The 23,560-nt window shown below is 43.1% G+C and carries 12 protein-coding genes; 6 read left to right on the forward strand and 6 right to left on the reverse strand.

Annotated features, from left to right (window positions below):
• Nucleotides 1-180 precede the first annotated feature (180 nt).
• The 3 genes from K9M52_RS09875 (at nt 181) to K9M52_RS09885 (ending at nt 5,368) form a co-directional block, all read left to right on the forward strand.
• Nucleotides 181-1,965 carry a polysaccharide deacetylase family protein gene (locus tag K9M52_RS09875; protein WP_224068260.1) on the forward strand — a complete coding sequence of 595 codons (1,785 nt, stop codon included), beginning with the start codon at nt 181-183 and terminating at the stop codon, nt 1,963-1,965.
• Nucleotides 1,966-2,041: 76 nt separating this feature from the next.
• A complete protein-coding gene (locus K9M52_RS09880) occupies nt 2,042-3,568 on the forward strand; it encodes a glycosyl hydrolase family 28 protein (protein ID WP_224068261.1) in 1,527 nt (508 codons plus the stop codon).
• 123 nt (nt 3,569-3,691) lie between these two features.
• Nucleotides 3,692-5,368: a glycoside hydrolase family 43 protein gene (locus K9M52_RS09885; protein ID WP_224068262.1), complete on the forward strand. Its 1,677-nt coding sequence runs from the start codon at nt 3,692-3,694 to the stop codon at nt 5,366-5,368.
• Nucleotides 5,369-5,377: 9 nt separating this feature from the next.
• Here the strand turns inward: K9M52_RS09885 and K9M52_RS19075 are convergent, their stop codons facing one another.
• The 6 genes from K9M52_RS19075 to K9M52_RS09915 all read right to left on the reverse strand — a co-directional run bounded on the left by K9M52_RS19075 (nt 5,378) and on the right by K9M52_RS09915 (nt 13,470).
• The gene (locus K9M52_RS19075) at nt 5,378-5,758 is read right to left on the reverse strand and encodes a zinc ribbon domain-containing protein (protein WP_317197285.1); all 381 of its coding nucleotides are present in this window, start codon (nt 5,756-5,758) and stop codon (nt 5,378-5,380) included.
• Nucleotides 5,759-5,791: 33 nt separating this feature from the next.
• Entirely contained in the window at nt 5,792-7,195 is a 1,404-nt protein-coding gene (locus tag K9M52_RS09895; protein WP_224068263.1) for a family 43 glycosylhydrolase, read from the reverse strand.
• Nucleotides 7,196-7,215: 20 nt separating this feature from the next.
• Nucleotides 7,216-8,865 (reverse strand): family 43 glycosylhydrolase, encoded by a 1,650-nt coding sequence (locus K9M52_RS09900; protein WP_224068264.1) that lies wholly within the window; start codon nt 8,863-8,865, stop codon nt 7,216-7,218.
• A 120-nt stretch (nt 8,866-8,985) separates the two neighbouring features.
• Nucleotides 8,986-9,300 carry an L-rhamnose mutarotase gene (gene rhaM / locus K9M52_RS09905; protein WP_224068265.1) on the reverse strand — a complete coding sequence of 105 codons (315 nt, stop codon included), beginning with the start codon at nt 9,298-9,300 and terminating at the stop codon, nt 8,986-8,988.
• Nucleotides 9,301-9,321: 21 nt separating this feature from the next.
• The gene (locus tag K9M52_RS09910; RefSeq protein WP_224068266.1) at nt 9,322-10,497 is read right to left on the reverse strand and encodes a glycoside hydrolase family 88/105 protein; all 1,176 of its coding nucleotides are present in this window, start codon (nt 10,495-10,497) and stop codon (nt 9,322-9,324) included.
• A gap of 75 nt (nt 10,498-10,572) precedes the next feature.
• Nucleotides 10,573-13,470: an exo-beta-1,4-galactosidase gene (locus K9M52_RS09915; protein ID WP_224068267.1), complete on the reverse strand. Its 2,898-nt coding sequence runs from the start codon at nt 13,468-13,470 to the stop codon at nt 10,573-10,575.
• 643 nt (nt 13,471-14,113) lie between these two features.
• Here K9M52_RS09915 and K9M52_RS09920 point away from each other — a divergent pair.
• The 3 genes from K9M52_RS09920 to K9M52_RS09930 all read left to right on the forward strand — a co-directional run bounded on the left by K9M52_RS09920 (nt 14,114) and on the right by K9M52_RS09930 (nt 23,512).
• On the forward strand, nt 14,114-17,425 hold the full coding sequence (locus K9M52_RS09920) for a right-handed parallel beta-helix repeat-containing protein (protein ID WP_224068268.1): 3,312 nt from the start codon (nt 14,114-14,116) through the stop codon (nt 17,423-17,425).
• 483 nt (nt 17,426-17,908) lie between these two features.
• Entirely contained in the window at nt 17,909-20,098 is a 2,190-nt protein-coding gene (locus tag K9M52_RS09925) for a fasciclin domain-containing protein (protein WP_224068269.1), read from the forward strand.
• A 111-nt stretch (nt 20,099-20,209) separates the two neighbouring features.
• Entirely contained in the window at nt 20,210-23,512 is a 3,303-nt protein-coding gene (locus K9M52_RS09930) for a SusC/RagA family TonB-linked outer membrane protein (RefSeq protein ID WP_224068270.1), read from the forward strand.
• Nucleotides 23,513-23,560 lie beyond the last annotated feature (48 nt).

Raw genomic sequence — 23,560 nt, forward strand, 5'->3', positions numbered from 1 at the left:
TGCGCTGAAAGGCACAATTTCCTCTGCCGTATTTTAACAGACACTGTGCCGGCGATTATTGCAAGCCTGTTTTATACAATTTTTGCCCGCGATCCTTGCCAGAACTGAGAAGATCCTGTCCGGAACTGATGATCACGTTACAATTTATCAGTCTGGCGGTGTATTGAGTTAAAAATGATTATGATGAAAATATACAAGCTTCTTTTTGTATTGGCTGCACTATTTATGGGTTGCCAGCTGTTTGGACAAACGCACGTGATCATCACCGCCGGCCAGTCCAATACCGATGGCAGGGTTTCGACCAGGGATCTGCCCGATTATATAAAAGCTTTATCAACGGATCCGGTGAGTTTTAAAACCGGTGCTTACAAATATTGTAAAATTGACCAGAATAGAGAGGATGGGGAATTTGTGCCGTTCTATCCCAAAGGCAGAATAACGCCCGGTCTCTGGGCTTATGATGCCGTTACCTATTATAAACTGGGACATGCTTTGAAGCAGGATTTCTATGTAATTAAATATGCGGTTGGCGGCACATCAATCCAATATTCCAAACACATTCCGCCTAAGGGCAAAGGACGTTACTGGTCTGCCGATCCGGATTTTCTGAAAAACACTTCGTCATATGAAACGGGAGGCCATTCGTTATTGTTGTCTTTTACAGACGCCATAGATGCGTCCATCGACAAGACTCTTTCGAAACTAAAAGGCGGGTATCAAATCGATGCTTTTTTATGGCACCAGGGGGAAAGTGACGGTGCTCATGCCAGTCAATATTACGACAACTTAAAGGCCGTAATTGCCTATGTGAGAAAACACCTGAGCGAAAAGACCGGTAAAGACTATTCCAGGCTGCCATTCATATTCGGGTCCATCCCAACGACAAACCGGGACTATAGCCCAATTGTCGAGCTGGCTATGAAACGCATTGCCGAAGAGGATCCCAATGCCTACCTGATAGACATGAGTAAGGGACAATTACAACGCGACCACCTGCATTTTACTGCTGCATCTGCAGAATATCTGGGTACCCGGATGTATGGTATTCTGGCCAAAATAATGCATCTGAATATGGAAGGCTTCAGGGTTGCCCGGTATTTGAATGACAAACAGGCTGCCATCAGTTTCACATTCGATGACGGGCTGGCAGAGCAGGCGACGCTGGTGGCACCTCATTTTAACAGACTCGGATTCAAAGCGACTTTTTTTGTAAACGGGCGGTCCATTTCAGACTCAGCGGCTAACGACGGTAAACCGAGGATGAGCTGGGGACAGTTGAGATCGATGTCGAAAGAAGGCCACGAAATTGCCAGCCACGGGTGGCAGCACAGGAATTTTGGTAAGTTCCCGCTTGCTGAGATTAAAACAGATATTGATAAAAATGACAGCGCGATCTACACCGAGCTCGGCGTGAAACCCCTGACATTTGCCTATGCCAACAACACGAAAGTTGCAGACGGAATGGTTGAAGTGTATAAACATCACATCGCCAGTCGTCTGCTGCAGATTTCTCTGGGAAGTAAGTGGACCGCTGCTGACTTGGAGAATCGGTTAGAGAAGCTATTGACAACAGATGGCTGGGAAGTCACCATGACACATGGTATCACTTATGGCTATGATCATTTTAAGGATCCTGATATCTTATGGAACTATCTGAAAAGGATCAAGTCGCTGGAAGACAAAATCTGGGTGGGTACTTTCTACGATGTGGCGGCCTATACGAAAGAGCGGAAATTGGTTACTTTTGACATTGCGCCTATCGGTAGAGGTTTTGTCATATCGCCTACTTTACATCTGGATATGTCGCTGTATACCGAGCCGCTGACCGGGCTGGTCGATCAAAAGGGGATAAAAAAAATAACTGTCACACAAAATGGCAAAAGACTGAAGACCGTTGAAAAAGACGGAAAATATCAGTTTAATTTTGATCCGTTTGGCGGGAAGATCACAGTAAAGACAAATTGAGGAAGAACCTATAAAAAGGACATTTTATACATTAAAAGGCAACGATGTTGCCACTATTTAGTCACTACAAATCAAAATGATGAAGATAATTGCATTTCTGACAAGCTTTGTTCTAACGTTCCAGGCGTCAGCCGCGGTTCAAAAACCGGTCAATCTGACACTGGCGCCTGGAACGGTTCGCTCAACCGGTGCGAGTTTTATTTGGGATAAACCGGAACAATATGATGATATAAAGACCTATCATTTATTTCTGAACAGTAAAGAGATTGCAACATCTGATAAATGCAATTTCAGGTTAACTGAGCTCAAGCCAGCTACATCCTATAGCTTTTATGTAAAGGCTGAAACCAATACCGGTATTTTTTCAGAGGCCAGCAATGCGGTCAGTTTCAGTACCAGGGCGGAGGGTGCAGTTCTGAATATTGAGGATTTTGGAGCGATAGGAGATAATAAGACGCTCAATACGAAAGCCATCCAAAAAGCGATAGATCAATGCCCTGTAGGTGGCACTGTGCTGGTTCCGGCCGGTACTTTTCTGAGTGGTGCGATTTTCCTAAAGAGCAATATGACCCTGAGAATAGCCGAAGGTGGCGTTTTGCAAGGCAGTGGCAATGTAGCAGATTACCTTCCCATGATAGATAACCGGTTTGAAGGCTGGGAGATGAAGACCTATGCCAGTCTGGTAAATGCGGGGGTGATGAATCATAAGGGCGGCTTTTCCGTAGAGAATTTGTCAATAATAGGGAAAGGAACCATTAGAGGTGCCGGTGGGGCTCTTGGTGCGGCCATGAGAAAGGAGAGTGGCATCAGAAGCCGGGGCCGGTTAATTCTTTTGATGAATTGCAAGAATGTAGACCTACAGGGCCTGCACATTGAAAATCCGCCATGCTGGACGATCCATTACCTTTATTGCCAGGGCGTAACCCTTCATGATCTGATGATCCATAGCACGGCACCCAATGGCGATGGCATTGATCCTGATTCGTCTGTTGATAGCTATATTTTTAATTGCAGTTTCTCAACCGGAGATGACTGCATTGCCATAAAATCAGGGAAAAATCCCGAAGGCTATGAGATCGGGCGGCCGACTAAGGGTGTCCGGATTACCGAGTGCAATTTTATCAAAGGGCATGGTATCTCTATCGGCAGTGAGATGTCCGGAGGCGTGAGTGATGTCGTGGTCAGAGATTGCCAGGCAGGTCCACTGCTCCATGGTTTTCAGATCAAGGCCACCAAACAAAGAGGCGGTTATGTAAGGAATGTACGGGTTATGGATTGCCAGTTGCAGAAAATTACCGTGTACTCCTCCGTTAATTATAATAATGACGGTAAGGCGGCACCGGTCGTCCCGGTATTTGAAAACTACCTGTTTAAAAACATTGACCTCACGACAGCTCCTGTAAACAAACCCGTCATCGATATCAATGGCTTTGCAGAAGACGGGCATGCGTTGAAAAATGTACGTTTTGAAAATGTGCGCTTACCTGAAAAGGCTGAAATATCTGTTACAGATGGTAAAAATATCAGATTCGAAAATGTAAAGACGGTTTCCGGGAAGAAGGCCATTTATAAAATTACGGACTGCGAACGTATTGAATATTAGAAGGGAAGGTACGTCAGCCGTCTTTTTTATCGGTCCATAAAAAAGCAACACGTGTCTGCCAGGGGGTATGGTGGTTGATCTGCAGCACAAAGCAGTATTAAAGATGAAAATTATATATCCAATATGATCTTTAAAAAGTCTGATTTCAAGGCCAGGGTGCTCATTGCCGCACGGACTGTCATTATCGGTGCTGTTTGTTTTTTAGCGAGTAACAACGCACTGATGGCGCAGACGGTTGCAAAGAACCCGCCCGCGACGTTTAAGAACCCGGTATTAACCGGGTTTAACCCTGACCCTTCCATCTGTAGGGTCGGTGCCGACTATTATATGGTCACTTCTTCCTTTACCTGGTACCCGGGTATTCCGGTCTATCATAGTAGGGATCTCGTCAACTGGGAATTGATCGGCCATGGCATCGATCGTATGGGGATGGTAAAGCTGGGAGGGCTAAGTGATAATGACGGAATCTGGGCGGTAACCATTCGTTACCATGACGGAACGTATTATCTTATTACTAACTGCTCTCACGGTGGCGGTAATTTTTATATCACGGCTAAAGATCCCCGGGGGCCCTGGTCGGATCCGGTATGGCTAAAAAGTGCCGATGGCGTGGATCCGTCATTATTTTGGGACAGGGACGGAAGATGTTATTACATCGGAAATCAATGGGAAGGATTTAAGAAGTCTTGGACGCATCAAACTGCCATTTGGATGCAGCAGCTGGATTTAAAAAAGGGGAAATTGGTGGGTAAGCGTAAAATCCTGACCTATGGATTCGCATCCAATGCGGCTTACACAGAAGCGCCGCACCTTTACCGGATCAATGGAAAATATCTGCTCATGACCGCTGAAGGGGGTACGGATGAACACCACGCTGTGACGGTCTTCCATAGTGATTCGCTTTGGGGGCCTTATGAAGCTGATCTGACTAATCCGGTGCTGTCGCACCGGCAAATGGGCAGTAAATACCCTGTTCAGGCGGTTGGACATGCTGACTTGGTGCAGACACAACGTGGCGACTGGTTTGCCGTATGCCTGGGCAAAAGAATGATCGGCGGGGTTGATCCCCTCTCCAGAGAGACCTTTTTGTGTAAAGTCGATTTTGAAAACGGTACACCCATTTTTAATCCAGGTTTTGGCCGTGTGCGCATGGAAGATCAGCCGAGGCCTGATCTTCCATGGACGCCCGTGCCTATGGCTACTGGAAAGGATGATTTTGATGGGCCGGAGAATGCTGATGCTGGCTGGTATGCGCCGGGAAATGAAGAGATGATCGGGCGGTTTATTCAGGCCGGTGCCTGCCGGTTGCCACTGGCAGGCCCGACTGCCGATAGCTTGAAAGGCAGGTCGCTGTTTTTAAAAAAAGTGAAGGATTTTTGTTTTACTGCGACGACCAGGATGAATTTTGCGGTTGGAAACGCTTACGGGCAGGCGGGTATGATTCTCTACCGGACGGCCGATGGCTATTTTAGCCTGGTAAAAACGAAAGATAGCGTATTGGTGATAAAAAAAGATCGGGGCATCAAATCGGTCATAGCGAAAGCGGCTTATAACTATGATGAGATACTGCTACGTGTCACCGCCAATAAAACTGAACTGAGATTCAGTTATGGTCGGACGGTTGACCATATGAACACGCTTGGGAAGATACAATCCATTACACCGATCACCGATAATACGTTCAATCGTTTTAACGGTCCCGGTATCGGTATTTATGCAAGTTCCGGCGGTTATCCATCTACGGAAAGCGCCCGCTTTGATTGGTTTGATTATGAAAGTAACGATGAAAAATTATATTAGGTAAGTGAACTACCCACCCACGCTAAAGCGATGGGTGGGGCTTCGGGTTTCAAGGGACGTGCTACCTGAGTAGTCTGATCTATCCTCCACCTTTGTAATAGGCAGTCCCTGCCCATATATTTTCAAACCTTCTTTTCGAATATTTATACTCGCATTAACATCTCTGTCGTGTACAACACCACAAGAACTACAAGTCCATTCTCTGTCAGAAAGCTTTAAATTTTGATTTATCCAACCACAATCATTACAAGTTTTTGATGATGAATAGAAACGATTACCGCTGGTGGTCGTCGGCGTCAGGAAAGAAACAAAATGCCCGGATCTCTGGTTGCATGGAGACCTGGGACAGCTGAAAAATGCCTCCGAATTTTTGATACCCAGGCATGGAATCGTGGTATTGAGAACATTATAAGCAGTTGCTGCCTAAGGTGTAACACTTAAATGGTCCAGGCTAACAAAATTTCCGGTGCTTCCGTAGTCTGATCTCCTTTTGTCCGACCAACTGGGATGTACGCCCAGCACCGTTACTGTGAGGTGATAGGTGTCTTTTGGCATGCCGGGGCTGATGAACTTAATCGCCTTGTCTGGGTAGAGGCAGTACAGGTCGATAATAGCTGAATATAGAATGCTTCCGTTTTTGTCGTGAATAACAGTTTTGGCATAACCTCCTTTGCGGGATGAGTGTCCGGACCACGCGATCCGGGTTCCTGTAAACTGAATCTGAAAACTGTCGCCTTTTTGGTCAGAACACATTCCACCGGTTGTGTCTTGATGCCAGTTACCCTTGTATAGTATACGCCGGCTTTGGTTGGAAATGCGCTGATTATTTGGAGATAAATGGCCAACCTGCCCCGTACGTAGATTGACCGTCCAGCCTTGTTGAAGCTCCGGGATTGAAATTTTGGTTCCGTGGACAGCCATGGGCTGCCATACATAGGTGGCGGCAGAGGCCTGTTTTGGATAAGACCACCGGTCACCCATATAAATAAAGGCCGTATCTTCCGAGCCGTTTACCTGAAGGACAAATGTTGTCTGTGAGTTCCAGGTCAATGTATTTTTCGGTGCAAATAAGCCTTGTTTTGTCCACGGGCCGCTCAACGATTTTGCGGTAAAGTAATAGTTATCGTTTTTCTCCCAGCTGGTGAGGTTGGAACCTAAAAAGAAGTAGATGTTGTCTTTTTTAAATAAAGCAGGAGACTCAAAGCCTGAGGTCATCGATTTGTTGACATGTGCGACAACAGAAGTATAGTCGTCCGACAATTTATAGATATGGCCACCGTGTATCAAAATGTAACCGCTGCCGTCTGTATCCTGGAAGGTACCCATATCCCATTTTCTGATGGGTTTCCCGCCAAAAAGCAGGGGACCTTTAAAATCATAGGGCCCCGTAATTTTGTCTGCTGTTGCGTAGCCGACAAATTGGTCTTTATAGTTCAGGCTATCGACATGCATATACATCACATATTTTCCGGTAGCAGGGCACCTCATGACTTTCGGGCGTTCTCCGACGCGGTTAGGGCCTAATTTTCCGGTTTTTTGTGGTCTTAGTGCCGCCGATTTAAATGCCCAGTTATACAGGTCAGTTGACGCGTAACAATTAAACCCGGCAAATGCGTTACTGGTATCTGAGTGTACTTCGCCAAAAAGATAGTACACGTCGTCGTCTTTGATGATATTGGCGCCGTGTGCGCTGAGGATGCTATCCCTGTTGTCGAACCAGGGGACACCCGAGTAGATGGCACGATAGGGCCGTTGCGTCTTTTGTGCCTGTATTTTTGATACGAATGTGAACACGAGGATAAAAATAAAAAGGAAAGTATATTTCATATTGCCATTTTTGTAATAGATTATTTATCCGTCCTGACCAGCGCAACGTCGTCTACCAGACACCAGCCATTAGCTGCTCCGTCAGCGTAGAACCCCACTTCGACTTGTCCTGAATCGACCTTTATTTCGGGCACGTGGTAGGTATGCCAGGTTGAGTCTGGCCTGTAAATCGAAACTGCCCTGGTTTTACCATTAACGGTTACATACATGGTTAATTTCCGGAATGCACCTCCGGCTTTTACTTTCGCCGATAGCTCGTAGGAGCCATCTTTTAGTGGAACGTCGCGCGTGGATTTAATGACCTGAGACACTTTGCGCTCAAAGGGTACCTGGTCACTGATATTCAGGCTCTTTTCTCCGATAACGGTTTTTCGCTCTATGCTGTCGTTAAAATGGTTCAGTTCCGGTGAATTTTTATCGCCGATTTTAATCGGTGACCCTTTGATGACTTTGCTGCTCCAGCCCAGTAGCTGTTGCTGCACGGGCTTTACCGGGCTGGGTATTTTTCGCCTGTCCGCTTCAAAGCTTCCGTTTTTAATATAATTGTTGTCGCCCGCTACCTTCCACAGTCCTGTGCCCGCATCCAGTTGCCATGAATTTAATGAATTAAACTCTGGCTGATCGTCATAAAACGATAGTGGACACCACTGATTGTACCCTAGGCCATTGCCCGCAAAATCAGCCCAGCGGTCTCCGCAATAAACCACTGTTTGCTGTATGCTGCCATAAATCGTAACAAAGAAGCCGGTTTGTGATACGTGCGCGTAATCCGACTCGGCTCCCGACATAATACGCATATTGTTCGTTGGTTTGTAAGGCCCCCGTATATTGTCTGCCACAAGATAATAGGCGTAAGAACCGTCCCACCCATAGAGGTTAGAGGCACACATGTAGTATTTGCCTTTATATTTAAACATACAATTGCCTTCCCGACCGGCACCGTGATAGACCTCCGTGCAATCCAAAAGGCCGATCTTTCCGTCCTTGACGCCGATTTCGGAAACGTAAATTCTGTTTCTGCCGCGGCCATAAGAGTATATTAAATATGATTTTCCGGTTTGATCGTCTGTAAAAACAGTTTGGTCCCCGGTGTTGGTCGTACCGATCAGTGGCTGCATATTGATTTGCCGGTACCATTTAAATGGGCCATTGGGTTGATCAGCTACTGTAATGAGTACATAACGGCCATGCTGGACGAACATCGCATATTTGCTTAGTTCTTTGATGTACGCCACTCCCAGCCTGCCAACCCAAGTCAGCCTTTCTCTGCTTAGAGCCTGTTTTGTCAATACATCCCCCTCAAATTTCCAGTCAACCAGATTGTCAGAGCTATAACAGGTCACTGATTGAAAGCTACTTCCGCGCTGTGTTCGAGAGGGGTCCTTAAGATATCTATCAGCCTGCTGATAATGTACACCATACCAGTAATATTTCAATTTCCCATTTTCGGGATCCTTAAAACGGAAAATGCCGCCGCCCTGGCTATAGATGGGAGCGCCCGAGCCAGTGTACCAGAACTGGTCATTGTGAATAGGTCTAATCTGGCTATAGACTGATTCAATGGAGGAAACTAAAACGGCCAGCCAAAATAAAAGGATGCATTTTAAGGAAATAGATTTGATCCAATGAAATTTGAATAATGGGGGTAGATTGGAATTAGTCAGGTTCATCTTCTGTACGTTTATTGTTTACAGAGTTGGTATTTAACAAAAAGAGGCGCCATATTCAGATACAATCGCGCCTCTTGCCATGGTTTAATAGAATGAACGGTTCTTTTCCGTTGAACAGTCTTAGGGCATATAGAACATTTCTACAAGTGGAACGCTAACGGGAGAATGGTCATCGTTTGTTTCCATAAGATCCTTCATGTAGGTCCACCATTTTCGCATAATCTCTTCGGTTTGGAGCCCTTCCAATTTATCAGGGTCATCAGCGGTGAGAATCGCAAAAAGTATATCTGTCTCATCATCTAAAAATATGGAGTAGTCACTGATGCCATATGATTTTAACAGAGCCGCCAGTTCCGGCCATATCGGATTATGACGTTTTTTATATTCCGCTACGAAGCCTTTGTAAAGCTTCATTTTTGTCGCAACTTTAGCCATAGCAGTAACGCTTAAATATGTTTAGTTTAATTTATAGAGTTCAGAACCGGCTAAGAGTAAACATCCCAGTCCAAAATCTTCAAAATCAGGTTGATGATCATAGCCGACTGGCTGGCTGTCTTTAGGTTCCTTTCCGGTTCCCTGAACATAACCCAGAAAGCCGTTGGGGTGAACACAGCTGACCAGTGACTGCCATGCCAGGCTGATGGGTTTGAGATACCTGGCCTTCTTGAGATATCCATTGTTTACGCCCCAGGCCATCGCATAGGTAAATAAGGCTGTTCCCGTAAGTTCCTTCCCGCCGAAATGTGTCGGATCTGCAAGGCTTACATTCCAATATCCTTTCGGGTCCTGATATTTTAAAATGGCGTGCATCATCATTATATAGTCCTGAAGATAGTCCTTATAATGGGGGGCATTTTTGGGCAACTCGTTCAGGACGCGCACCAAAGCTGCCGCAACCCAGCCATTACCCCGGCTCCAGTAACAGTCTTCACCGTTAGGTTCCTTGTACGGAGGCATAAAATCTTTGTCTCTCCACCATAAACCGGTTTTCGTGTCAAACAGTCCGATTTTGTTCAGCTCACTTCTGGTATAATGATACATTTGCCACATTCGGTCGTAATACTTCTGATCTCCCGTGATTTTTCCCAGTTTGGCAAATACAGGCATTCCCATCTGAATGGCATCCACCCAAGACCAGTCGTCTATTTTGTCAGTAGCGAGCATGTTGCCAATGGTGGCTTTGATATTGGACATCAGCGCAGTATCTTTTTTAAGAATGGCCAGGTCAATATAAGTCTGTCCAGCACACTGGTTGTCGGCATTTCTGGTTGTATTTCCATCTCTAAGTGACCAGTGATGTGCATTGCCCCAGTCCATGGCATATTTAATATATGTTGGATTCGGATCGATTTTATGGAAGGCCATTAACCCTTCGTAATATACTGCTCTTGTCCAGATATGACTGGGCCAGCTTTTCTTTTTAGACGGAACATAGATGATTTTACCTACGTCCTGCCACTTATCCATAAAATAATTATTGGCAACCCGTAATGTTTTGACAATGGCTGATTTGTTTGAAATTGATGATGCCTGCTTATCATGTGTCGCCTGCGCCTTTGTCAGCCCTGGTGCCATCATAGCTAATGAAAGAAGACCGGCTGCGGCCCTGGTAAAGTTTGAAAACCTTTGCATACTGGAAGTTATTTTAAATATGTGAATGAATTGTTTTTGCGGTATCGCCTTTGTTTTTAGTATTGCCCTGATTAATTATTTGGTGAGATCTGCCTTCGGCTTGAGTTCATCCGGGCTATCTCTCGCAAACGGGTCAAACGTGAATTTTGACGGCTTTGTTATTAAGTCTTTTATTAATTGTAGGCCTATTTGCTGTTTGGGATTAAATGCCGGCGATAACATATATTTTTCCAGACTATAAAGAAGCTGTTGACCTGCCGGGTTATTGGATGGCTCTTTTCCCTTAATGTTTAAACTGCTGACTATTATTTTTCCTTTACCCACTTTTGCTTCAAACAGGCTGGCCAGCCTTCTGCTTAAAAACCAGGTATCGATGGGCTGAACCAATGGCCTGAAATTTTTCGGGAAATCTTCCAGATGCATCACCTGAGCTCTGTTTACCAGTTGCCACCACTGGAGGTCACTATGATAAGATGTTGGAAAGTCTCGGAATGCTGGATTTTTGGGATCCAAAACAAAGCCGGTTGTATGCGGTGGCCGCATCTTAAACCAGGAGGTGTTCCAGAAGACTGGTAAGAAATGTTGTACGATTTCTTTGCCTTTGACGACTTCACCGGCAACATTTAAAAAGACTTTACCCCCTGCATTCAATACCTGTTCAGCTTTGCTGTCGAGTCTGGTCGTGTAGTAAATGGAACTTATATCCAGCTTGGGCAGATCTTTAGGAAAGACCCATATGTTCCAGTTGTTTTTATAGGAAGTGCCTTTTATTCCCAGCGTTACAACGAGCCGTTGCGCCCGGTGAATAGTGGAAAGGTCAAAACTGATATCCCCGACTGGTGTATTTGTGCCCGCGATAATGTCTTTGTGAAAGTCGCCCGATTGCAGGATCCTGCCTAAGGAATCGGCAATATTCCAATAAATATCCGCTCCCTTTATATCTGTTTCGGTATAATGGAAAATCTCTGCGGATCCCCAGAAGGTCTCATCATTGGTATAAACAAAACTATGTGTTTTAAGCAGCGGTACCGTGCTGTTGCAGAACTTGGAAAATATGTTTGCGTCAGTATAGCCCTTTTCTTTCCAAAAAACATTTAAAACGCCTACCAGGGCTGTTCCCTGGCCTGAATAATCATTAAGCGCCAGTAACTGGAAGCCGCCGTTTAACGGTGTGCGGAAGGATTTTTCTATCTCATTTTTATAACATAAGGCCTGCAATTTACCGGAAGCCATCAAAAAAGATCCCGCTTCATTGCCCATGCCCTGATCTTTTAGGATATCCCGGAACATTTCAAAATTTCTGGCTTCATAGAGACCGGTATACCGGCCGATTTCTCTGAAATCTGGAAAGACGCAATATTGCCCCATTTCGTGGGCAATATAAGGCACATTGTATTTCTTGATCGCATCGGTATAATCGGAATAACTCTCCGGCTGATGATTCCACGAGAGCCCCCTGGCTCCGGACTTAATCATGTATTGATTGGCCGGAACAATCGGCCAGCTCATAGCAACAGAGGCACCCGTATATACGCGCCTGCTGTCTTTTTGTTCCCAATAATGAATGAACTTGGTCAGATATTCAACCTGATGGCCTCCCCGAGGTTCGTTGCCGTAGGCCAACATGCAATAGGAAGGGTGGTTACCGTAATATTTTTCCATCCTGTCTGTCTCATCGAAGATATACTGATCCACGGGCTTGCCGTCTCCCAGCGACGTGCCGTGGTTGGCCCAGCTTGGCCCCTCTGGCTGTAAATATATCCCTACCAGATCGGCTGCTTCAAATGCTGCTTCCGGAGGGCAGTAGGAATGAAAACGCATATGATTTAATCCGTAGCTTTTGCAGATTTTAAATATCCGGATCCAGTCTTTTTTATCCATGGGTGGATAGCCCGTGAGTGGAAAATCGCAGTTTTCCACCGTTCCACGCAAAAAAGTCTTGTGGCCGTTTATTTCAAATTGCTTTCCTTTGACATTAAAGTCCCGCATTCCAAAGCTTACCTGTTTTTCGGATCGGGTGCCGTCTTTATTGATTAGTACGACCGTCAATTGATATAACGCCGGGTGAAATTCGCTCCAGAGCAGCACCTCTTTGCCGAGGTCATAATTAATAAGAATCGAGTCCTTAGATTTAATTTTTATCAGTTTTGTGGTTAAGGACTTGACAATGTCCTGTTTTGGGCTATTGTAGCTTTTAGCTGAAAGCACAATTGATTTTGCATTGTCAATATTGCCCGACAAAGACAAATGAATCGTGGCACTGTGATTTTCAATATCCGGATATACCTGGACCTCCTCGATGGCTGTCATTGGGTTTGATCGCAATTCCATTTTGCCAATAATGCCATTCCAGTTCCCCTGTGTCTGGTCGGTGACACTGTGGGAATCCTTACCGACATTAATGGTTGTAAGCCGGTTGTCGATACGGATAGTCAGTATATGTCTGCCAGGGGTTGCTATTGTTGAAAGGTCGTACTCATGTGGGGCGACCAGACTATTTCTGGTGCCTAAACGTTTATTGTCGAGCCACACGGTGGTTTCCGTATGACATCTTTCCAGAAATAATTTGACTTGTGTGTTTTGCCAAGAATCCGGGATGGTAATCTCTTTTTGATACCAGGCTGCACCGGTGTAATGATATTTAGGTGTTAACCAGAAAGGAAACATAGGGATATCCTGGTTTCTGTATTTAGCCATTCGTGGATTAAAATACCAGCTACTGTCGTAAATGCTGGCAGTCCATGTGGTATTTAAGGATACTTTGTCGCCTTTGTTGTTTTCAAGCATGGAACCTGGTAGATATACCGAATCCTTAAGTGTGTTGTCAAACCATTTCTGAATAATACCCTGATCGGTTGGATCTATGGCAAATGACCATTTGCCTGCAATGGAAATAACTGACTGAGCCTCTGAGGAAATGAGGGTGAATGAACAAAAAATAAACGATAAAAGACAATAAAGGATCCTGTTCATGCGGTGATATTTGATTTAGCTTGTTTTTTGCAGCTGAGTAAAAATAATAACAAACGAGGGTTTGTCCGTCCTGTACCGTCCTGTATGAAATGTGTTGTACATGATTTTGTTTTATATGTGAATATATGATTCTTATATGAATCGCTATAGTTTGAATTTTTTGTATTGTAGCGTGTCAGAATTTGATTTTTGAGTTTAAAAAAGGGAAAAAATCTGGCAGCTTTAGAATTTTTTTTGACGGGCACATAATTTTTATTCAAAAAAATTTTTCTTTTCTTTATTTTTTCTCAAATGCTTAATATGACGGAGTTTCAGCCTATTGGACATAAAATAATTAGTCCGGCTATTTGACTTTATATTTGACCGTTTTTCATGCATTTTTGTTGCGTTTATATATTGATAACCATTTTACTGTGAATTAATTTATAGACTATTTACTTACGGAAACGGTTGCGTAAATAAATGCCATAGAGCAGGATGGTACAGGACAGTTGATCGTAGCCGATATTTTATTTTCGTTATGAAGTTATCGTTAGTAAGTAAACCAATTGTTAATTGATTACAGCCGCCTGATGACCGTCAGTCCCGTGAAAACGAATTCAACTGTATCACTGCTTTTCTAATAAAACAAAATTCAAAATCGATGAAAGGAATTTTACTATTGATCGCAGTTTATTTATTGTCCAATGGAATCCCTGTATCGGGACAATCCACATTGAATCCAGACGGAACGCACACCTATTTTATAGCGACAGACGGAAATGATAGTAATAATGGTTCAATTTCCAGCCCTTTTGCTACATTGATGCGCGCACATAGGAATCTTGTTGCCGGTGATACTGTTTTTATCCGGGGTGGTGATTATAAAATACCTGCAGCGGTAGTTCCTGCTACTACCGATAAAAGTGGCTTATATGCTGATATTAATTATTTTGATAAGGCTGGAACCGCCAACATGAATATCTGCATCTGGGGGTACAAAGGCGAACGGCCGGTCTTTGATTTTTCCGAAGTTAAACCAGCAAATCAGCGGGTTACAGCATTTTTCGTTACCGGTGATTATTATTATTTTAAGAATTTTGAGGTGACAGGAGTGCAGGTGACTATACTGACTCATACTCAATCTGAATGTTTTAGAAACGAGGATGGTAATTATAATAGATATGAAAACCTTTCCATGCATGACGGACAGGCTATTGGATTTTATCTTACCAATGGCATAGGTAATATTGTTCGGAATTGCGACGCTTATAACAACTGCGACGTTACCTCTGAAGGAGGCGCAGGAGGCAATGTAGACGGATTTGGCTGTCACCCTTCTCGGGAATCCGGTATGGGTAATAAATTTATAGGCTGCAGAGCCTGGCTTAACAGTGACGATGGCTACGATCTGATTAATGCCTATGCTGCCGTTACCTTTGACAGCTGTTGGGCTTTTTATAACGGCTATTCTAAAGACGCGGCAGGCAATCTGGTCTCAAGGGGGGATGGAAATGGTTTCAAATCCGGAGGATACGGTATGCCGGATGTTGTTACAAAATATCCACATGATTCTATCCCGCATCATATTGTTGAACATTGCCTTGCCTATTATAACAAGTCATCGGGCTTTTATGCCAACCATCATCTGGGCGGAAACTATTATTTGAATAATTCCGCTTACCGGAACGGAACTAATTTTAATATGGTGAATAGAAAATCTCCTGAGGAAGATTTCGATGTTCCAGGCTATGATCATGTCCTGATTAATAATCTTTCCTATGCTCCCAGAAGCACAGGTGCTGATTTAAGAAATCTTGATAAAAGTCTAAGTACGGATGAAAATAATTCATTTACAGAACCTGTTATTTTAGGTGCCGACGATGATTTTAATAGCCTTGACGCGGCGCAGTTGGAACTCTCCAGGCAGTCCGGAGGACAATTGCCAGAGATAGATTTTCTGACACTTAGGACAGATAAGTTTATTGACAAAGGGCAAGACCTGGGTTTTCCTTATTACGGGGCTGCACCCGACTTAGGATACCATGAGACAACTGTTCCTCCTGTCATTATACCCACGGATCCGAATTTAAATCCAGATGGCACACATACCTATTTCGTTGCACCCGACGGCAGCGATGATGATAACGGAACAATTTCAGCACCGTTTGCGACAATTATGTTTGCCAATGGTAAAATTGTGCCGGGCGATACAGTTTTTATCCGGGGTGGTAGATACAAGGTTGCTGCTGACGTGGTGGCTGCAACAATGGATGGAGGGAAATATTTTGACGTGAATTTTTTTAATCAAAAAGGCAGCCCTGATCATAACTTCTATATCTGGGGATATAAAAATGAGCGCCCCGTATTTGATTTTTCCGATGTCAGGCCAGCAGGTCAGGGGGTAAATGCCTTCTACGTCACGGGTAGCTATTATTACTTTAGAAATATCGAAGTAACAGGGCTTCACACAGCTCTGTCCGGGGAAAATAAAGCTTCCGGATTTCGTAACAACAGAGGTAACCATAACATTTTCGAAAACCTATCTGTTCATGATGGTCAGGTCAATGGCTTCTATATTACGCAAGGGATAGGCAATCTGCTCCATAATTGTGATGCCTTTAATAATTATGTTGACGGAGGAGCGGTAGATGGCTTTGTGTGCCAGCCGTCCAGTACAGGAGGTAAGAATAACCAGATTATCGGCTGCAGGGCATGGCACAACAGCGATGATGGGTTCGATCTCAGCTTCGCCTACACTTCTGTAATTCTTGATAGCTGTTGGGCGTTTGAAAACGGCTATTCAGAGAATCCGGACGGGTCGCTGACGGTTCGTGGAGACGGCAATGGTTTCAAAACAGGGGGATATGGCATGCAGGACATAGTTACCAAATACCCTGACCCAATACCACAGCATGTTATAGAGCACTGTTTAGCTTATAATAATAAACGCGCCGGTTTTTATGCCAATGATCATCTGGGGGGAAACCTCTATTACAATAATACGGCCTATAAGAACGATATCAATTTTGATATGGTAAACAGAAAATCTGTTAATGAAAATATTGAAGTTGCCGGTTATGGTCATGTATTAAAAAATAATATTTCTTATAGTCCGCGGACAGCAGATGCTGAGATCGTTAATCTGGATCAAACTTTGAGCATGGATACATGCAATTCTTTCTCTGCTCCAATGATAGCTGTTACCGACCATGACTTCAATAGTCTGGATGCGACAAAACTGACATCAGATAGAAAAACGGATGGTGGACTGCCCGAAGTTGAATTTCTAACTTTGAAAACCAATAAACTTGTCGATAAGGGGGTGAATGTCGGACTGGAATATAATGGCAATGCGCCGGATCTGGGGTATGCTGAGTCCTCTATAACTCCACAGTCATCAACTATTTATAGTTCCTCTTTTAATGGGCATATACTGGATGGAAAGGCTGTGCTTCATTGGGCAACCGCCAATGAAACCGGAAATAAAGGGTTCGAAATTCAAAGAAGCCCGAATGGAATCCCGGGCTGGCAGACAATAGCTTTTGTCAGCGGGCATGATGATACTGAAAACCGGAAAGGGTACTCCTATCGTTTTATTGACAATGAACCGCTTAACACGCTTACATATTATAGATTGGTTCAAATTGTGCTCAGCGGAGCGCCTCATTATAGCGATGCTATTTCTCTGACCCCGAGTGGCAAACAGGCGAAGGAAGGCGTCATTTTATATCCAAACCCAGTTTCAAGGGGAACAAGTACTATTACGTTGAGAACTGAAAAAGCTATAGAAGGAAAAGCCTTAGTATCAATCTATAATGCGAGCGGAAGAGTTGTTTATCAATCTCCATTGAATGGTGGGTCGCGTGAATATAAAGTCAAGCTTCCCAGCCTCATCCCCGGAATCTATTATCTGAAAGTAGGCACCCACAGTAAAATAGTAGCAAGCGCGCATTTTATTGTTAATAAAAATTAAATCAATTTTCTATTTTCTAAAAAAAATAAGAATATTGTTTGTATAATAAAACATTATAAATCAAGGTTCTATTTAAAAATAGAACAAAAATATTTAAAGAATAGACGAAAAGCAGCACAGTACAGGACGGTTAAAACTAAAAGAAAACATAATATTGCTAACAATTATTTGTGAGTTGTTTGCAAATAATTAAAAGAAGCTCAAAAACTTATTGCAGATAATATCAAAATATGCTTAGAATAAGTTTCCCGAATTTGAGAAGCATTGAAAATTAAAACGACAAGTCAACGGTAAACCCCGACCTGTTTATTCTTAGAATTGAAAGACAAAATATACTGAATTGTATTAACCGTTAAAAAGAGATATAACATTATAGTTTAATAAGAAAATAAGTCTATTATTTGTGAAAAATATACGCTATTTTATAGTGCTGGCAATACTTTGCCTGAACAGAAAAAAATGAATGATCAAAAACTAAATACAATGATGCGGACAAGAATTTTGATTTTGATTTGTTGTGTTTTAAGTATAGTGGCTTGCAGAAAACAGAGTTGGGATGAATATTACGGCAGGCCGGATTCGCTGGCACAACCTATATATCAGGTATTACAAAAAAAAGGAAATTTTGTTCATTTTCTGAAATGTATCGACAAATCCGGGTACAAGAAAACACTGAGCAATGGTGGCTACTGGACATGTATCGCTCCTAATGACGAGGCGTTCGAAAAATTCTTTAAGGATAACGGAATAAGCGGAGACGAAGGTATCGATTCAGTAATGGCGCAGAAGATCGTGAAATATTCATTGATATATAATGCTTACCGGAAGGAATCTTTGACTGATTATCAACAGTCGTCCGGACCGGATACCAGTATCGCATTTAAAAGGAAAACAGCTTACTATTCCTGGGTATACAAAAATGGAGATTCTTTAATACTTTCTTCAAATGCCAATGGCTTTTTTGTTCCGGAAGATAATAATAATAAGTATTTACCTTATTTTCTGGATAAATTCTTCACCTTTAAAGGGTTGTCCGCCTATGATTATAATTTTTTCTATCCGGAATCTAAATACACTGGATTTAATATTGCCGGAGCCTCTGTGGTTGAAAGCGATATCCCGGCAGAAAATGGGTTAATAGACATTGTTGATCGTGTAATAATGCCTTTGCCTGACTTAGATGACTATCTGAATTCTAAAGATCAATATAGTGAATTCCGGAGATTGCTGGCAATGGTGGTATCCTATCAGTCCAATCCGGAGATAACCCAGAGAAACTATGCGTTATCGGGACAACCGGACTCTGTTTATATTAAATATTTTGATGCCGGGAATGCGCTGGGGCTGGCCTTTTCGCCAAATAATGAGAACTATTTGCTGGGAGGAACGGATGCGCAGATAGATGGGTATGGAATGGTTGTTCCTACAAATGATGCGCTGATACCTTATGAGGCAACCATATTACAACATTATAAAACCTTTGAAGCCGCTCCGGTCAGTGTATTGGTAGCCTTACTGAATGCACACTTATGGACTTCCGGCCCATGGCCAAGTAACTTAATCAGCTCAGTCAACAGCTCATCAGAACCACCCACCTTCTCTCTTTCCGATATCGTTGACAAGAAAGTGTGCAGTAATGGATTCTTTTATGGAATCAATAAGGTACAGCAGGCGAATGTTTTCAGAACTGTTTACGGAAAGCCGTTCCTGGATCCGAATTATACATTAATTACTAAAGCATTGGACCAGGATATTAAGTTCTCTTTGATCAATCCGGCTTTAAAGTTTACGATGGTCATGATTTCAAATGATGTATTGAATAATAATGGCTATAGCTATAATACTGATCGCGATGAATGGGTATACCAGCCACCTGGCGGGACGGAGACCGGAGGGTCATTGTCGCAGGCAAGAGTTAACAGGATATTGGCCTCTTCCGTTTTTTTAACCATGAACGGCGAAATGGATGACCTTTCAGGTGAAGGTATCGTTGAATCATGGAATGGAGAATATGTCCGGTACAAGGACAATACACTATTTGCCAGCGGAAATATGGATGATGGAACCGTGGTACGTATTGATAGCACTGCCCAGACATTTAATGGGAAGGTTCTGTACACCACAGGTTTGTTGACATTCTCTGAAGTAGCCACAGGAGCGCATCTTGGCAGGCTGGCCGAATCTGATCCAGATGATTACAGTTATTTTTTCAAATATCTGGTTAAATCAAGTATATGGAGTAAATCCGACAGTACGATTACAGGTATGACTGCCGGAAGTCCTTACACGATATTTGTTCCCACCAACGCTGCTATAATGGACGCTGTAAGGGCTGGTCTGCTGCCCGGCGACAAAACTACCGGTGAACCTGACTTTAGCCCCTCAGATTTTGGGGACCAACAAAATGTAATCAGTTTTATCCAATACAACATTTTAAATAAGAACATGGTGGCCCCCGATGGGAAGAAGAACGGGGACTTTGTTACACTGCTTCAAACATTAGATGGGGTCGCAACTAAACTAAAGATTGCTAATTCAGTGGGGAGTATGCAGATTTACGGAATGAAGGGCGATGTTGCCAACATGAATGTTGCCAAAAGTAACATCTTATGTGATATGGCGATTATTCACAGTATCGATAAGGTCCTTGATTTCAGAACCAGTAGTGAATAGTTCAGTTGTATGGTGGAGGCTTATTCATATAAGAGACTGGTCCTGAAAAGGAGGGCTACATTTTATCAATGAAATATTCGCCGCGTTTGCGGAAAATTAAAATATACACGAATGACTAGGATTATAGGAAAATTCTTTCTCGCAGCAGTTATACTTGTTTTTTCTGCAATAGCAATATGCAGCAGCAACTCCGTTATGGCGCAGGATGGAGCAAAGCGGACAATTATACGCGGTAGGGTATTAGATGGGAATACCCATCTGCCACTTAGAGGAGCGACAGTCACTGAGATCGATAAAGATGACCGTACGATTAATGGAACCGCTACTGACATTGATGGTAATTTTGCCCTCCGGGTAAATGATCCCGAACATAACCGGATTTCGGGGGCCTTTATTAACTATAAACCCACTGTTATCGAGATTAAGAATAAAACTGAGATTACTATTAATCTGTATGGAGAGCCCGAAGCGCTTACGGATGTTTCAGTTACGGCTTATAATGATCTGGTGGATAACGGAACCGGTATGAAGATCAGAGATAGGGATAATACACTTGCTACCGCCACCATTCAGCAAAAGGAAATCGAGAATCTGTCGACGCCGAATATCGCAGCAGCATTGGAAGGAAGACTGCCAGGCGTGAATGTGAGCGTTACAACAGGTGATCCCGGTGCCGGATTAAATATACAGATTCGTGGTACGGCTACAATTAACGGCTCTTCCAAACCTTTGATCGTTGTTGACGGCATGCCATACAATACGGAGATACCTCCGGATTTTAATTTCGGAACCGCAGATGCGGAGGGGTATGCACAGCTGTTGAATATTGCGCCTTCTGATATTCAGGATATTACTGTTTTAAAGGATGCGGCTGCTACAGCTCTGTGGGGTTCGCAGGCAGCCAATGGGGTGCTGGTTATTAATACAAAACGAGGTAAAACAGGCAAGCCTGCTTTATCCTATTCTTTCAGGGGGACTTATTCCAGACAACCCAAAAGCATCCCTTTATTAAGCGGGGATCAGTTTGCTACCCTGATACCGGAAGAAGTGGCTAATGCTGGCGGCAATCCGCTGAATATTAATGAAAATAAGGAGTTCTCCTTCGATCCGTTGGATCCCTATTGGTATTATAATTATAGTAACAATAATAACTGGATTGATGCGATCACGCAGACAGGATATTCTCAGGATCATAGTGTTTCCATGACGGGCGGTGGAGAGAAAGCTAAATATTATGCTTCTGTCGGCTTTTTTCATCAGGACGGTACCACAATTGGGACGGGCCTGGACCGAATCACTTCGAAAGTTAATTTTGATTACAATGTTTCTAAAAGGATTCGCATCAGAGCGAATTTTACCTATGCCCATCTGAATAGGAAGTTGAATTATTTGTCCAGTATTCGTAATGTGGCTTATAATAAGATGCCCAATATGAGCATTTATGAGTATGATATTTTTGGAAACAGGTCTCCGAATTACTTTACACCGGAAGAGAATATTCAAGGGCAGTATTCCCATACTTATAATCCTTTGGCTTTAGCAAAGAATGCTATTTCCAAACAGAATGGCGACAGGATCACTCCGGCATTTCAACTGCAATATCAAATGATACCCAGGCTTCTGTTAGCCACATTTGATGTACAGTTTGACATTAATAATTCCGGTGCCCACACATTTTTGCCTCAGAATGCCACAGGAAGACCGCTTACAGAAACGGTTGTCAATCAGGCAAAAGCCAGTGATGGAGATGCATATAGTGTAACCACAAAAACTAACTTTATTTATACGCCCAGGGCTAATGATAGAAATCACCAGTTTCAGGCATTATTGTCCTTGCAATCCAATGATAGTAAATCAAATGCCTATAACGTTTTGACTACCAATACGGCCTCATCAGAATTTCAGTTTCCATTTAATGGCTCAAGGGCGACGAATTCTTCAGCATTGCTGACATCTACCAGGTCAGAAACCAGGTCCATCGGAACTCTATTGCAGGCGCAATATGGATGGCTAGATCGTTATATCCTGAATGCCGGCTTACGTATGGATGCCAATTCCCGGTTTGGACCTAATAACCGGTACGGGTTTTTTCCCTCCGTTTCTGCCAGGTGGCGCTTTTCCGGTGAAAAGTTCATGAAAAGGTACAGCAGTTTCATTGACGATTTGAGTTTCAGGGCAAGTTACGGGCAAGCGGGGTCTGCTCCTCCCAATAAAGCGATCTGGCAATATTTTAACACGTATGCGCCCTATGATTATACTTATATGGGAGAGTCCGGAGTCTATTCAACAAATGTTGAATTGACTAACCTGAAATGGCAGACACTGGTAGGTACAAATATTGGATTCAATTTGTGGATGTTTAAAAAGAGATTCCGCCTGGATTTTGAATTTTATCGTAATCGAATAGAGGATATGTTTTATGATGGTCTTCAAATTCCATCTTATACTGGCTTTTCTTCTATGCCTGCAAACGTCGGAACCATGGATAATCAGGGGTGGGAAGCCTTGCTGAATTTGATTCCTGTCAAAACGAAAAATTGGGAAGTGGGAGTTGACTTTAACTTCGCTAGTAATGAGAATGTCATCAGATCAATTTCTGACTTTTATCCCAGAACGAATGTTGAAAGCCTGGATGGAAATGGCATTTATAAAACTTATCTGCAGGTAAATAACCCATTTGGTTCTTTTTACGGCTATAAATACTTAGGCGTTTACAGTACCAAGGAAGAAACGATTGCCAGAGATGCGAAAGGGAATAAAATTTTGGATCCTTATGGTAATATACTGTATACCAGATTTCATTACCCTAGCGTTGACTATGTTTTCCAGCCCGGCGATGCTAAGTATGCCGATATTAACCATGATGGTAATATTGATGATAAAGATGTGGTATACCTGGGTAATGGCCTTCCTAAGATTACCGGTGGTTTTGGCTTGAATGTCACTTTTAAGAATAGATTAAAGCTGATTACCTTTTTTGATTATAAGTTAGATTATGACATCGTAAATGCTGCCGATATGAATACAACTAATATGTATGGATTCGATAATCAAAGTACTGCGGTGCTGGCCAGGTGGCGTAATCCGGGGGATATAACCGATATTCCAAGAGCATTGTATCGTAAAGGTTATAACTGGCTGGGCTCCAGTCGTTATGTTCAGGACGCTTCATATGTCCGGTTACAAGCCGTAACACTGCGATATACACTTCAAAAGAAATTTCTGGATAAGTTGAATGTCAGAAGTGCATCCGTATATGTGACCGTCGAGAATTTATATACATGGACCAAATATAAAGGGCAAAACCCTGATGTGTCGATCATTGGAAATAATAGCCCTTTTAAATACCCTGTAGATAATGCGTTGACACCTCCTTCCAGAAATGTTTTGTTGGGCATAAACATCAGTTTTTAACGTATGGGGTGTTGCGGAAAATTGTAAAATATTGTTTTTTAAAAGGCG

Origin of the sequence: Arachidicoccus terrestris, assembly GCF_020042345.1 — a bacterium.
Lineage (GTDB): Bacteria > Bacteroidota > Bacteroidia > Chitinophagales > Chitinophagaceae > Arachidicoccus > Arachidicoccus terrestris.